The following is a 14671-nucleotide window of genomic DNA, read 5'->3' on the forward strand; positions in this document are numbered from 1 at the left end:
GATTTATTTAGAACGAAAGACTTCGTCGCCAGCAGCGCCGCCGCCCTCGTTCAGTGAGCGGACTTATAAGAGAACCCCACCGAACAAGTCAACAGGCCAAATTCGAAAAACTCAGAAAATTCGACAAGCATCTGAATTTAATATGTTATTTCGGTTTCCTGGGAATGCCGGCCGACGGGCCCCTGTTAAACGCAGCGATTTTGCACAGGAGAAGATCCCGAAGGCCCGCAAGAACCGGGGCGTGCCTTCTTTTGGCCCGGTTCCTCACTAATTGGTTTGTCAACGAAGCGTTAACATGGGGCATGCCTGCGCATATCCTATAAAGCGCGCTGCAAACCTTTAGCCATGGTGTCGATGGATTTGACTCGCGGCTTTGAAAGTTGCACATCTTCGCCTGAAGTTTCTGGAGAGCGCATGACCGACGGGGCACAGCCAGTATGACTGCGGATCGCAACGTGATCCGGTCGCTAGGCACGGAACCGCCAATTCTGGCGGAAGGGCGACGTGCACCCGATCGCCGCGAAATTTCGCTTCGATGGCTTTCCGGCACGTTCCTCACTGGTATTACCTCTTCCATATTGATGGGTGTGGCCCTGTTCGCCGCTCTCGACGGACGTCAGCAGCTTGCCATCCCCGCCGAAGCCTTCGCCAAGGCGGATATGGGCAACAACGTGACGGAGGCAGCCCGTCGCGGCACGCGCCTCGTGGCACCGAATATTGCCGCGCGACCGTCCGACCGCTCGATCATGGAAGTCTCGACGGTCATCAACGAAGGCGACAAGGAAGTGGTCCGAAAGGTGCCATTCTCCCACGTGAAAATTCCGCTTGCGGCAAATTACGCCAAGCAGGACGACTATCCAGCCTTCGATCCCCTTAATATCTTCGCCAGCAATGACGACAAGGACGCGTCGGCACCTGCACCGAGCAGGACGGGAACGATTTACGGTTCCGAGGTCGAATCCGAAGTCAGCCTGAAGACCGTTGCCTTTCCCGTGCAGCATTCCAAATTCCCCTTCGCCGGCTCGCTGAGCTTCGATGAGGTGGAGGAAGCCGTGCGTTCCAACGGCTCGATCCTGACGGACGGCAACGAACAGCTTGCCGCGCTTTATTACATCGATCCACGCCGTTTCGATAATGACGAAGGCGACGTCGACATCACCGCCGGCCTGGCCGCCCGCGTCGTCGAACAGAACATGTCGGTCTCGACACCACAATCGGCCTCCGTTCCCGTCAAGGAATATGCCGATGACGTGATCCCTGCCCGCCAGACCGAAACCATCGAGGCCGCGCTTTTCGGCGCAGGTTATTCGAAGGCACAGTCTTCGGAGATTGCCGGCCTGCTGGCACCGCAAATCCAGTCGAACAATGTGGAAAGCGGCGATGTGCTGCGCGTCGGCATCCTTCAGGAAGACGAGAAAAGCGATATCGTGCGCGTGAGCCTTTACCGCAAGGGCCGCCACATGGTCACCATGGCCGTCGATGACCGCAAGCGCTTCATCAAGGCCAGCGAACCACCGAAACTGGACGCGGTGGCGACCGCCTTTGACAGCACACCCGCACCTGCGGCGGGGCGCGATCTGCCAAGCGTCTATGACGGGGTGTACCGCGCCGCGCTTGCTTACGGCATGAACCAGGGCATGGTCTCGCAGTTGATCAAGCTTCTGGCCAGCAGCGTCGATTTCCAGGCGCAGCTCAAGCCCGCGGACACGCTCGAAGCCTTCTTCTCCGTGGAAGATGCGGATGGCAAGGCGACGGACAAGTCGGAGCTGCTCTATGTCAATGCCAAGTTCGGCGACAACGAGACACGCTTTTACCGGTTCCAGAATCCGGAAGACAACAGCATCGATTATTTCGATGAAAACGGCAAAAGCATCCGGCAGTTCCTGTTGCGCAACCCGGTTCCAAACGGCCGCATGACCTCCGGTTTCGGGATGCGCCGCCATCCCGTGCTGAAATTCAGCCGCATGCATACGGGAACAGACTGGGCCGCCGCCCGGGGCACGCCGATTATCGCAACGGGTAACGGCACTGTCGAGAAGGCCGGATGGGCTTCCGGTTACGGCAACCAGACCCTGATCCGCCATGCCAATGGCTATGTCTCTTCCTATAACCACCAGAGCGCGATCGCCAAGGGGGTCACCGAGGGGGCAAAGGTCCGGCAGGGTCAGGTCATCGGCTATGTGGGGTCGACCGGTCTTTCGACCGGCGCGCATCTGCACTACGAGCTGATCGTCAACGGCACCAAGGTGGACGCGATGAAGGTGCGTCTGCCGGGCGGCAAGTCGCTTTCCGGCGAGGCGCTGGCGCGTTTCTCCGACGAGAGAAAACGCATCGACAATCTGCTGAATATCGAAGAAAAGTCCAATCAGGTGGCAAGCCGCTGATCGGCAGCGGATTTCAGATCAACAGGGTCCGCTTATAGGAAAAGGGCCCCGTTTCCGGAGCCCTTTTTTTATGCAGCGTCGGCGGCCTCAGTGTCGGCCTCGGCTTTTGGCGGCTTGACCTTGAACAGCAGCCGGTCGGTTCCAGAGGTCACCTTCACCCGCGAACCATCGGGGATTTCCCCGCCAAGGATCATTTCCGCAAGCCTGTCCTGAACCGCCTTCTGGATCACCCGCTTCAGCGGACGAGCGCCATAGGCGGGATCGTAGCCTTTGTTGGCAAGCCAGTTACGGGCATCCTCATCCAGTTCGAGCGAAATCTTGCGATCTCCCAGCAGCGAAACGAGCCGCTTCAACTGGATTTCCACGATGGCACCCATCTCGTCCCGCCGCAGGCGATGGAAGAGGATGATATCATCGATACGATTGAGGAACTCCGGCCGGAAATGCGACCGGACACGCTCCATCACCAGTTCGCGAACCGAATCCACGTCGTCATTGTCACCCATCTGCGTCATGAATTCCGAACCGAGGTTCGAGGTCATGATGATGATGGTGTTCTTGAAATCGACGGTGCGGCCCTGGCCATCCGTCAGGCGGCCATCATCCAGCACCTGCAGCAGGACGTTGAAGACATCCGGATGCGCTTTTTCGATCTCGTCGAACAGCACGACCTGATAAGGCCGGCGGCGAACCGCTTCCGTGAGCGCCCCGCCCTCCTCGTAACCGACATAGCCGGGAGGCGCACCGATGAGCCGGGCAACGGAGTGTTTCTCCATATATTCCGACATGTCGAGGCGAACCATCGCGGTTTCGTCGTCGAACAGGAAGCGGGCCAGCGACTTGGTCAGCTCGGTCTTGCCCACGCCCGTCGGGCCGAGGAAGATGAACGAACCGATCGGCCGGTTGGGATCCTGCAGGCCGGCACGCGAACGGCGAACCGCCTTGGACACGGCCTGAACGGCCTCACCCTGCCCGACAACGGACTTGGCAAGTTCGTCTTCCATGCGCAACAGCTTTTCGCGCTGGCCTTCGAGCATCTTGTCAACCGGAATGCCGGTCCAGCGGGAAACGACATGCGCGATGTTGTCCGCCGTCACCACTTCCTGAACCATCGAGCCGGCACCGCTGCTGTCCCGCGCTTCCGCCGCAGCCAGTTCCTTTTCGATCCCCGGAATGATGCCGTAGGTCAATTCACCGGCGCGCTGGAACTGACCGTTGCGCTGCGCGATCGCCAGTTCGTTGCGGGCTTCGTCCAGCCGTTTCTTGAGATCGGCGGCGTGGCCGAGCTTCTGCTTTTCCGCCTGCCAGCGGGCCGTCAGCGCATCGGCCTTCTCTTCCGTATCCGCCAGTTCACCCTCGAGCTTCTTGAGCCGGTCGACAGAAGACTGGTCCGTCTCCTGCTTCAGGGCTTCGCGCTCGATCTTGAGCTGGATGATGCGGCGATCCAGTTCGTCCAGTTCTTCCGGCTTGGAATCCACCTGCATGCGAAGACGCGACGCGGCTTCGTCCATCAGGTCGATTGCCTTATCCGGCAGGAAACGGTCGGTGATATAGCGATTGGAAAGCGTCGCAGCCGCAACCAGGGCCGAATCCGAGATACGGACCTTGTGGTGCTGTTCGTATTTTTCCTTCAACCCGCGCAGGATCGAGATCGTGTCCTCAACGGTCGGTTCATCCACCAGCACGGGCTGGAAACGGCGGGCAAGGGCCGGATCCTTCTCCACATGCTTGCGATATTCGTCGAGCGTGGTGGCGCCAACGCAGTGCAGCTCACCGCGGGCAAGCGCGGGCTTCAGCAGATTGGAGGCATCCATCGCCCCATCCGCCTTACCGGCGCCGACCAGTGTATGCATTTCGTCGATGAAGAGGATGATGCCGCCATTTTCAGACTGCACCTCGTTGAGGACAGCCTTCAGGCGCTCTTCGAACTCACCGCGATATTTCGCACCTGCGATCAGCGCGCCCATATCGAGCGCCATCAGCTTCTTGTCTTTGAGGCTTTCGGGCACATCGCCATTGACGATGCGCAGGGCGAGGCCTTCGGCAATCGCCGTCTTACCGACGCCAGGTTCACCGATCAGCACGGGATTGTTCTTTGTACGGCGAGACAGCACCTGAATGGTACGGCGAATTTCATCGTCGCGGCCAATAACAGGGTCCAGCTTGCCTTCGCGGGCCTCTTCCGTCAGGTCGCGCGCGAACTTCTTCAGCGCGTCAAAGCCCTGTTCGGCATTGGCGCTGTCAGCCGTGCGGCCCTTGCGGATATCATTGATGACCTGATTGAGCGCCTGCGCCGTCACGCCGGCCTTCTTCAGGGAAGCCGAAGTGGAAGCAGAGCTTTCAATCGCAAGCGCCTGCAGAAGACGCTCGACGGTCACGAAACTATCGCCAGCCTTTTTGGCCAGGTCTTCGGCGGTGGAAAACACCTTTGCAAGGGGAGCCGTCAGCGAAAGGCCGCCATTGCCACCGGATACCTTCGGTAATTTTGCCAGTGCGGCATCATTGGCAAGACGCGCTTCTTTCGCGTCGCCGCCAGCCCGCTCGATCAGCGATGCCGCCATACCCTGCTCGTCATCGAGCAGCACCTTGAGAACATGCTCGGGCGAAAACTGCTGATGGTTTTCGGCCAGCGCAAAGGTCTGCGCCGATTGCAGAAAACCGCGAACGCGCTCGGAGTATTTTTCAATATTCATAGTCGAACCTCCATAGACCGGCCCGCCCGCTTTCGGCACGGCTCCGGGTGTTAGGGTTGGGGCTCCCTCAAAAGGCAAGCCCCGCTACGACAGCCGTGTTTAAGGATTTCACGATCGCCGCCTCTCGATGGTCGGTCGCCAGCAGTGTCGGCAACCTTCCATCCTGCTCGAATATGGGAGGCATTTTCATCGGTTTAAAGGGGAAGAAATCCGGCCGTCGAGAAATTTTCCCAGGAAGTTGACGGGCGTCAGCTTCACCCTGCTAGCCATGCCGGCGCGCGCAGTCATAGAGCTTGGCGCGCCAAAATAAAAAAACTCCGGCGAGCCGGAGTTTTTCAGTCTGGGGCATGTCTGCCTTCGCTGTTTATTCCGCGGCGTTTTCAAGCGTGGCGGGAGCGGCCCCTTCACCGGCTCCTGCATCTTCACCTTCGGCACCTTCGGCAGCCGCAGTGCGACGTGGACGGCGCTGGCGCGGACCGGTCGCCCGGCGCGTCTTCGGTGCGCGTTCGGCTGGAGCTTCCGCCTGCTGCTGTTCCTCTTCGACGGCCACCTCCATCGGCGTACCCTCGATGACGGGCTGCGGCGCCTGACTGGCGTCATAAACCGGAGGCTGCTGGTCTGTGCTCACCTGCTGGCGTGGCTGACGCTCCTGCCGCTCACGGCGGTCGGGACGTTCACGGCGCTCCTGGCGCTGCTCGTTCCGTTCGGCGCGCTCCTGGCGTTCGGGCTGCTGCGCGCGCTCGGCCTGTTCGGCCTGATGCTGCGGTGCAATGGCGCCTTCGTCACCATCGTTCACATCCATCTCGTCGGCGTCGGCGGCGTTATACTCGCCGCGGTCGTCGCGCTGGAAGCGTTCCTGCATCTGCGCCTGAGCCGACGCGATGATGCGGTTATAATGTTCAGCGTGCTGCAGATAGTTTTCAGCCATCACGCGGTCGCCGGAACTCTGTGCGTCGCGCGCCAGAGCCGCGTATTTTTCCGCTATGTGCTGGGCTGTGCCACGGATTTTAACATCGGGGCCGGAACTGTCATAAGTCCTGGTCAGCGGGTTACCGCCCTTGCGGTTGAAGTTGTTGTTACCGCCACCATTATTATTGTTGTTGTTTCCACGCCCCCGGCCGCGCTTGTTTTGCTGTCCTGGCCTCATCAATTGCTCACCTGAATTCTGTTTTGCTGATAATCTGGTTGTTTTCATGCAATTCCGGGCGGAAAACCGCTGGAAATTTTTCCTGAAATTGCTCCATCACGCGCCCTGCCGAGATACCTCCGGACAAGACCTCGCGTAAGACGACCGGTCGCGCAAATGCTGCACCGAGCCGTCTGCGAACAAAGTTTACTGATTCACATGCCGGAAACGCCCAGCCTTTCAGGGCTCTTTAAAGAACCCGCTTCGGGACTGACCCATACCCTGACGAATCTCAGTTCGTCCTCAGCCACCCGGCATGTGGCCGCAAACTATCCCGCTTCCCGCGGAAATCCAAGCCTTTTCTTTTGCTGTGCAAAATATCCTTGCAAAAAATTCCGCAGACATATCGCCGTCAACTATCTCCGGAAGGTCAAAACTCTATCATTACCGCCATAATCCTTGACGGCGTCCAGAAGAGAGAAGCCGTGGGAAGAAAATATAGCGGAAACATCAAGCCTTTGATCGAAACCGATCTCCACACCGACAATCCCGTTTTCCACAAGAAAGCGGCCTGCTTCGGCAGCGATGAGGCGGTACGGTGCAAGGCCGTCCTGACCTCCATCCAGCGCCGCCAGAGGATCATGATGACGAACCTCTCGGTCAAGCGTTGCGACGATATCGCTTCTTATATAAGGCGGATTCGACACAATTATGTCAAAGCGGCCAGAGATTTTTTCGAACCAGTCGCTTTGCACGGGTTCGAAACGACCGCCGAGATCATTTCGGAATGCGTTTCTCGAGGCTGTCTCCAGCGCGTCGGCGGAGATATCGCTGCCAACACCGGTCGCCTCCGGGCATTCCTTCAAAAGCGCGAGACAGATCGCCCCCGTGCCTGTGCCCAGATCGAGAATACGCGCGCTGCCCCTGGCTGAAACGGCAGCCTTCAAGGCAGGCAGCAGCGTGTCTACCAGAACCTCCGTATCAGGGCGCGGCTCGAGCGTTTCCCTCGACAAAAGAAGATCCAGGCCATGAAACTCCCGATGGCCCAGGATGCGGTGAACAGGCTCGCCGGCGGCGCGTCTTTCGATCATCGCATCAATTCGGGCTTGCTCCTCGGTCGTGAGCGACCGGTCCGGCTTCATCACGAAGTCGGTCAACGAAAAACCGACGACTTCGGCAATCAGGAGACGCGCATCGAGAAGTGGATCGGCGATCCCCGCCGCCCGCAGCCGCTTGCGGGCCGCGGCAAGTTCACTTGCGACAGTGGCCCCGGCCGGCGCGCTCAATGCTGCTCGCCGAGTTGCGCCAGCTGCCCCGCCTGATAATCGGCGATCAGCGCATCCACGAGCTCATCAATCTCGCCTTCGATCATCCGGTCCAGCTTGTAGAGCGTGAGATTGATACGGTGATCGGTGACACGGCCCTGAGGAAAATTATAGGTGCGGATGCGCTCGGAGCGGTCGCCAGAGCCCACCTGGCTCTTGCGGTCGGCCGAACGTTCACTGTCCACCTTCTGGCGCTCAATATCGTAAAGTCGTGAACGAAGAACCTGCATGGCTTTGGCGCGGTTCTGATGCTGCGATTTCTCCGAGCTCGTCACGATCAGCCCTGTCGGCAAATGGGTGATGCGAACGGCGGAATCGGTGGTGTTGACGTGCTGGCCGCCGGCGCCCGACGCACGCATCGTATCGATGCGGATATCTTCCGGGCGGATTTCGATATCGATTTCTTCCGCTTCCGGTAGCACCGCGACGGTGGCCGCAGACGTGTGGATGCGGCCGCTTGCTTCCGTTTCCGGCACGCGCTGCACCCGGTGAACGCCGGACTCGAATTTCAGCTTGGAGAACACCCCTCGCCCACTGATCGTGGCGATGATTTCCTTATAACCGCCGGCTTCACCCTCGCTTGCAGAGAGCACTTCCACCTTCCAGCCCTTGGAAGCAGCAAAACGCTCATACATGCGGAACAGATCGCCGGCAAACAGTGCCGCCTCGGAACCGCCGGTCCCGGCGCGTATTTCGAGGATCGCACTTTTTTCGTCCGCAGCATCCTTCGGCAGCAGCAGGACCTGCATGTCCTTCTCGAGCTCTTCGATACGGCTCTCGATCTCCGGAAGCTCCATTTCCGCCAGTTCGCGCATATCCTTGTCGGTCGTCTTGTCGGCAAGCAGCGCTTCGAGATCGGCGGCCTCAGAGATCGCCTTCTCGTATTCGCGAATTTTCTTCACCACCGGCTCGAGCTCGGAATATTCCGAAGCGAGCTTCACATAGACATCCGCAGCAGGCCCGGCCGACATACGCGCTTCGATCTCGCCGAAACGTCTTTCCAACTCGCGCATTTTTTCGACGGGAAGCTTCGCCACCAGTCACTCCAATTATGAAACAGTTCTTTTTAAATGGGAATGGAATGCGTCGCCGCAAAGCGTAACAACACCTCGCGCGCGCTTTCCAGCGAATTATGATCATCCAGCGCCGCATTCAACTCTTCGGCAAGACTTGCGGCATCGAGCCCGAGCAGCATGGCCTTCACGGGGCCGATCGCCGTCGGCGACATGGAAATCGAACGGAATCCAAGTCCGATAAGAGCCATTGCCGAAAGTGGCTTGCTCGCCATTTCACCGCACAGCGTAACCGAAGTCTGATGCCTTTCGCCCGCCCGCACGATATCGCGAAGCATGCGCAGGAACGGCTTGCCGAGATTGTCGAAGCGATCCGAAACACGGGCGTTGCCGCGATCCACAGCCATCGAGAACTGGAAGAGATCATTCGAACCCACGGAGACGAAATCCACCTCCTGCATCAGCTCATCGAGCTGCCACATCAGCGCCGGCACCTCCAGCATGGCGCCGAACTGCAGCTTTTTCGGCAGCGCATGGCTGAATTTCGAAAGATGCTGTACCTCCTTCTGCAGCAGGTCGCGTGCAGCGCGGATTTCGGACACTTCCGTCACCATCGGCAACATCATGCGCAGTTCGGCACCGGAAGCAGCGCGCAGAAGCGCGCGCATCTGCGTGCGCATCAGCCCCGGCCGGTCGAGCGACAGGCGAATCGCCCGCCAGCCAAGCGCCGGATTTTCCTCCTCCTGGCCGCGCATATATGAAACGACCTTGTCGCCGCCAATATCGAGCGTGCGGAAGGTAACGCTCTTGCCCTTCGCCTGCCGCAGGACGGAGCGGTAGAAGGCCTCCTGTTCCTCACCCTTCGGCATGTTGGAAGCGATCATGAATTGCAGCTCGGTACGGAACAGTCCAATGCCATCGGCACCCGATTCATCCAGCTGCGGCAGATCCACCAAAAGACCAGCATTCATCTTGAGGTTGACCTTCTGGCCATCTTTGGTGATCGGTTCGACATTGCGAAGTGCGCGGAACTGCTCCTGCCGGCGGGCACGCAGACGCACTTTTTCCTCATAGGCGCGTTGCAGATCCGACATCGGACGCAAATGCACCTGGCCGTCATCGCCATCGATGATGATGGGATCGTTGTTTTCGGCAAGCGCGACAATGCCCGTCGCCTGCCCGATAACCGGAATGCCCATGGCGCGGGCCACGATGACGACATGGCTGGTCACCGCGCCATCTTCCAGCACCAGACCACGCAGTTTTTCGCGCGGATAATCCAGGAGTTCGGCCGCCCCCATGGCGCGGGCCAGCACGATGGCATCGAGCGGGAAATCCTGCTCCGGACCACGACCGCCAAAACCGATGAGCTGCCGAAGCAGCCGGTTGGCGAGATCGTCGAAATCATGCATGCGTTCGCGCAGATAAGGATCGGTGAGACGCATCATACGCGCCTTGGTATCGCTCTGCACCTTTTCGACCGCCGCTTCCGCCGTCAGGCCGTTGCGGATCGCTTCTTCCATGCGTCGCACCCAGCCCTGATCGTGGGCGAACATGCGGTAGGTCTCGAGAACCTCGCGGTGCTCGCCTTCGGTCGGTACGTCACGGCGCTGCAGCATGTCATCGATGGAGAGCCGCAGCGAGCCGATAGCATCGGCAAGGCGACGGATTTCCGTATCCGCATCTTCGTTCAGCAGGTTGGTAACGACAATGCGCGGATCGTGCAGCACCACATGGCCAAGACCGATGCCTTCGCCATAGGCGTCGCCGTCGATGGAGACGGCACGCGTCAGGTCCAGCTCGACACCGGGGCGTGTGATCTTCTTCAACTCGCCGCTCGCCACTATTTCAGCGATAAGCATCGCGGTTGTCTCGAGCGCTTCAATTTCATCCTCCCGGTACGTTCGGCTGGCCTTGTTCTGGACCACAAGAACGCCAAGAGTGCGACCGGAGCGCAAAATTGGCACGCCGAGGAAGGAATGATAAATTTCCTCACCGGTTTCAGGAAGATAGCGGAATGCGGGATGCGCCTGCGCATCGGAAAGATTGAGCGGTTGGGCGGAAGCGGCAATGGTGCCGACAAGACCCTGCCCCATTTTCAGCTGCGCAAGATGCACGGCATCCTTGTTGAGACCTTCCGTCGCATAAAGCTCAAGCACGCTGTCGGAACGCAGCACATAGACCGAGCAAACCTCCGCCACCATGTTGCCGGCGATCTGACGGACGATCTGGTCAAGGCGGTCCTGCGGTTCAAGGTGCTCCGCCATCATTTCGCGCAGCCGCTTGAGCAGGACGCGCGGACCTGCGGAAAGGTCTCTCATCGCGTTTGCTCCCCGACGCTTCCGATCCGAATGTCATAATATTCGGGAATCAAAACGTCATTTAAAAATTTATAGCGCGAGAAGCGCGTCCCGCAAGGGACACGCTTTCATGAAACGCCACATCGGAAGAACGCAACTCCGAAGAATCGGAGCATCGGGAACCGATGTCTCGGCTTAGCTCTTATCGAGGCCGTAAGCAGAATGCAAAGTGCGAACCGCAAGTTCGGCATAGGCGCCATCGATCAGGATCGAAATCTTGATCTCCGACGTGGTGATCGCCTTGATGTTGATGTTCTTCTCGGCCAGTGCCTTGAACGCGCTGGCGGCAACGCCCGCGTGGCTGCGCATGCCAATGCCGATAACCGAAACCTTGGCGAGGCCGGTTTCGTTCTGGGCAACGTCGAAGCCGATCTGGGCCTTGTTGTCATCGAGAACCTTAAGCGCCTTGGCAACGTCGCCCGAAGGAACAGTAAAGGTCATGTCGGTGCGCGAACCGTCTTCGGAAATGTTCTGCACGATCATGTCGACATTGATGTGCGCTTCCGCCAGAGGCCCGAAGATCGCGGCGGAGACGCCCGGACGGTCGGCCACGCGGCGCAGCGAGATCTGTGCTTCATCCTTGGCATAGGCGATGCCGGTTACGACTTCCTGTTCCACGATTTCATCCTCGTCACAAATCAAAGTACCGGGCGGGTTGATGAGGTCGCCCATGCCCGGCGCATCGGGATCCTCGAAACTGGAGCGAACGAAGGTGCGCACCTTGTGTACCATGGCAAGCTCGACCGAGCGGACCTGCAGGACCTTGGCACCGAGCGACGCCATTTCGAGCATTTCCTCGAAGGCGATCTTTTTCATGCGGCGAGCCTTGGGCTCGATGCGCGGATCGGTCGTGTAGACGCCATCGACATCCGTATAGATGTCGCAACGATCCGCCTTCACGGCAGCGGCAATGGCAACGGCCGAGGTGTCGGAGCCGCCGCGGCCAAGCGTTGCAATGCGGTTATCGGGACCGATGCCCTGGAAGCCGGCAACAACGGCAACCTGGCCCTCGCCCATGCGCTTGACGATATCGGAACCGTCAATCTCGAGAATGCGGGCGGCGCCATGCGCATTATCGGTGCGGATCGGGATCTGCCAGCCCTGCCAGGAGCGCGCATTGATGCCCATGGATTGCAGCGTGATCGCCAGAAGACCTGACGTCACCTGCTCGCCGGATGCGACAACCGCGTCATATTCGCGCGCATCATAAAAGGAGGCGGCATTGCTCCCCGTAATCTTTGCTGCGTTCTGCACCCAGTCAACCAGTTCGTTGGTTTTACCGGACATGGCGGAAACGACCACGGCCACTTCATGGCCGGCATCCACTTCGCGTTTCACATGCCGGGCGACATTGTGAATGCGTTCGAGGTTCGCGACGGACGTGCCGCCGAATTTCATGACAATGCGAGCCATAGCCTTGACCAGTACCATCCCATTTTCCCGCCGGCTCTTTCACAAGACGGACGGACAAGAACAAACCCAGTCGGCTCTTCCTGACAAAGAGCCTCAAGTTGCGGGTCTCTTAGCGAAAAGGCGGGGGCCACGCAATGCCGTTTATGAACCATGCGGTACGCCTTTTTCGGGAGCGTGAACATGCAACAATGGCGGACTGACGCGCCGGCGGGATAAAGCACCCGCAAAAGAGCGTACCGCCGTGCACTGTACAAATCGGCCCATTCGCAGTATGAGCGCGGCAATGCAACCGGCCAGCTGGCCGAAATGGCCTGTATCGGCTGCCCCGGAGACTTTAGGATCTATTGGTTTCGGGCGGATGCGGGCAGCTTCATATCCGAAAGACGGTAGATGACAGACACCCAGGGTATCGCCCCGGCGATCGCGCAGGCGTTGGAAAAACGCGGCTATAAAGATTTGACCCCCGTGCAGCAGGCCATGCTTGCGCCGGAACTTGCCGACAAGGACGCGCTGGTTTCCGCGCAGACCGGTTCCGGCAAGACCGTTGCCTTCGGCATCGCGCTTGCGACCACGCTGCTGCGTGACAACACCCGTTTCGGCCAGGCCGCTGCCCCTCTGGCGCTTGCCATCGCCCCCACACGCGAACTGGCCATGCAGGTCAAGCGCGAGCTAGAATGGCTTTACGAATTTGCCGGTGTCTCCATCGCCTCCTGCGTCGGCGGCATGGATATCCGCAATGAGCGCCGGGCGCTGGAGCGCGGTGCTCATATCGTCGTCGGCACGCCCGGCCGTCTCTGCGACCACATCAAGCGCAATGCACTCGATCTCTCATCGATCCGCGCTGTCGTGCTCGACGAAGCCGACGAAATGCTCGACCTCGGCTTCCGTGAAGATCTGGAATTCATTCTGGAGGAATCGCCCGAAGATCGCCGCACGCTGATGTTCTCGGCCACCGTGCCGCGCAGCATCGCCAAGCTGGCCGAAAGCTACCAGAAGAACGCCGTGCGCATCGCCACCGCTTCCGAACAGAAGCAGCATGTGGATATCGAATATCGCGCGCTTCTGGTTTCGCCTTCCGATCGCGAGAACGCCATCATCAATGCGCTGCGCTTTTACGAAGCCCGCAACGCCATCGTGTTCTGCTCCACCCGCGCCGCGGTGAACCACCTGACGGCCCGCCTGAACAATCGTGGCTTCTCCGTCGTGGCTCTCTCCGGCGAACTGACGCAGAACGAGCGTACACATGCCCTGCAGGCCATGCGTGACGGCCGCGCCCGCGTTTGCGTGGCGACAGACGTTGCCGCCCGCGGCATCGACCTGCCCGGCCTCGAACTCGTCATCCATGCCGACCTGCCGACCAATTCCGAAACACTTCTGCACCGCTCGGGCCGCACCGGCCGCGCCGGTCAGAAGGGCGTCAGCGCCATCGTGGTACCGGTCAGCCAGCGCCGCAAGGCCGAGCGCCTGCTCGAAGGCGCCAAGGTCAGTGCCGCATGGGTACACCCACCCTCCGTTGAAGAGATCGTCGAGCGCGACGGCGCCCGGCTTCTGGCCGATCCTACGCTCAGCGAAGCAGTGGCGGATGACGAACGCGATTTCGTGACCAAGCTGCTGGAACAGCATGGCGCGGAAAAAGTCGCCGCGGCCTTCGTGCGCCTTTATCATGCGGGACGTTCGGCACCGGAAGACATTTTTGAAGTCGCGCTTGATAACACCCGCAAGCCGCGCCGCGACAGTTTCGAAACGGTCGAAAACAACGCTCCGCGCCGCGACAGGTCCGACTTCTCCGACAGCGCCTGGTTCTCGCTGTCCGTTGGCCGCAAGCAGAGCGCCGAGCCGCGCTGGCTTATCCCGATGCTGTGCCGTTTCGGCAAGATCACCCGCCAGGATATCGGCGCCATCCGCATGCAGCAAACGGAGACCTTCGTGGAACTGGCAGCCGATGCCGTCGACCGTTTCACTTCCGCCATCGGCAAGGACATGACACTGGAAAAGGGCATTCGCCTCAAGGCGCTTGAGGGCAAACCCGAGATGACTGGCGGCTTCCGCGAAGACACGCGGCCGGCCAAGGCCCAGCGGAAGTTCAGCAAGTCCGACAACGCGAGCGCCCCCCGCGATGATCGCAAGGGCGAAGACAAGCCCTGGAAAAAGAAAAAGCCCTTTGGCGACAAGCCGAAATATGATGGCAAGAAGGACAAGCCATTCGAAAAGCGTGGGCCAAAGCCGACAAAGGGCTGAGGACGCCCTTCGTTTTTAGCTCTTGCAAGAAAATGAGTCCCTTTTTGTGGGACTCAAGCCGGTCGACGACCTCCTCCGTCATGCCGGACCTGATCCGGCATCCAGCCACGACGCGTCTG

Annotated in this window: 9 protein-coding genes; 3 read left to right on the top strand and 6 right to left on the bottom strand. The window is 59.7% G+C overall.

Going from position 1 to position 14671, the window contains the following annotated elements:
• Positions 1 to 271 (top strand): hypothetical protein (locus FHW77_RS26590; RefSeq protein ID WP_209914595.1); only part of this gene is annotated, 271 nt, incomplete at its 5' end.
• Between the two features lie 166 nt (positions 272 to 437).
• Positions 438 to 2384: a M23 family metallopeptidase gene (locus tag FHW77_RS20475; protein ID WP_006698031.1), complete on the top strand. Its 1947-nt coding sequence runs from the start codon at positions 438 to 440 to the stop codon at positions 2382 to 2384.
• Positions 2385 to 2452: 68 nt separating this feature from the next.
• On the opposite strand, the gene clpB is transcribed toward FHW77_RS20475, so the two are convergent.
• The 6 genes from clpB to FHW77_RS20505 form a co-directional block, all read right to left on the bottom strand.
• Positions 2453 to 5077 (bottom strand): ATP-dependent chaperone ClpB, encoded by a 2625-nt coding sequence (gene clpB / locus FHW77_RS20480; protein WP_100911379.1) that lies wholly within the window; start codon positions 5075 to 5077, stop codon positions 2453 to 2455.
• A 364-nt stretch (positions 5078 to 5441) separates the two neighbouring features.
• Positions 5442 to 6224 (bottom strand): DUF4167 domain-containing protein, encoded by a 783-nt coding sequence (locus FHW77_RS20485; protein ID WP_100911378.1) that lies wholly within the window; start codon positions 6222 to 6224, stop codon positions 5442 to 5444.
• A 395-nt stretch (positions 6225 to 6619) separates the two neighbouring features.
• A complete protein-coding gene (gene prmC / locus FHW77_RS20490) occupies positions 6620 to 7489 on the bottom strand; it encodes a peptide chain release factor N(5)-glutamine methyltransferase (protein WP_100911377.1) in 870 nt (289 codons plus the stop codon).
• Complete coding sequence (gene prfA / locus FHW77_RS20495; protein WP_004437995.1) at positions 7486 to 8565, bottom strand: peptide chain release factor 1; 1080 nt, start codon at positions 8563 to 8565, stop codon at positions 7486 to 7488. The genes prmC and prfA overlap by 4 nt, the downstream gene beginning before the upstream one ends.
• A gap of 29 nt (positions 8566 to 8594) precedes the next feature.
• Positions 8595 to 10862, bottom strand: coding sequence for a phosphoenolpyruvate--protein phosphotransferase (gene ptsP / locus FHW77_RS20500; RefSeq protein ID WP_004437993.1), 2268 nt, complete (start codon positions 10860 to 10862; stop codon positions 8595 to 8597).
• Between the two features lie 174 nt (positions 10863 to 11036).
• The gene (locus FHW77_RS20505; protein WP_006698035.1) at positions 11037 to 12314 is read right to left on the bottom strand and encodes an aspartate kinase; all 1278 of its coding nucleotides are present in this window, start codon (positions 12312 to 12314) and stop codon (positions 11037 to 11039) included.
• Between the two features lie 390 nt (positions 12315 to 12704).
• On the opposite strand from FHW77_RS20505, the gene FHW77_RS20510 reads away from it, so the two are divergent.
• Positions 12705 to 14552 (top strand): DEAD/DEAH box helicase, encoded by a 1848-nt coding sequence (locus tag FHW77_RS20510; RefSeq protein WP_100911376.1) that lies wholly within the window; start codon positions 12705 to 12707, stop codon positions 14550 to 14552.
• Positions 14553 to 14671: the final 119 nt, after the last annotated feature.

This window comes from Agrobacterium sp. RC10-4-1, from assembly GCF_014138475.1.
In the GTDB taxonomy this organism is placed as follows: Bacteria; Pseudomonadota; Alphaproteobacteria; order Rhizobiales; family Rhizobiaceae; genus Agrobacterium; species Agrobacterium pusense.

What these genes read in the sequence shown, in the direction of transcription:
- FHW77_RS20475 (WP_006698031.1), top strand. Translation starts at nt 438, where the DNA reads ATGACTGCGGATCGCAACGTGATCCGGTCGCTAGGCACGGAACCGCCA.
- clpB (WP_100911379.1), bottom strand. Translation starts at nt 5,077, where the DNA reads ATGAATATTGAAAAATACTCCGAGCGCGTTCGCGGTTTTCTGCAATCG.
- FHW77_RS20485 (WP_100911378.1), bottom strand. Translation starts at nt 6,224, where the DNA reads ATGAGGCCAGGACAGCAAAACAAGCGCGGCCGGGGGCGTGGAAACAAC.
- ptsP (WP_004437993.1), bottom strand. Translation starts at nt 10,862, where the DNA reads ATGAGAGACCTTTCCGCAGGTCCGCGCGTCCTGCTCAAGCGGCTGCGC.
- FHW77_RS20505 (WP_006698035.1), bottom strand. Translation starts at nt 12,314, where the DNA reads ATGGCTCGCATTGTCATGAAATTCGGCGGCACGTCCGTCGCGAACCTC.
- FHW77_RS20510 (WP_100911376.1), top strand. Translation starts at nt 12,705, where the DNA reads ATGACAGACACCCAGGGTATCGCCCCGGCGATCGCGCAGGCGTTGGAA.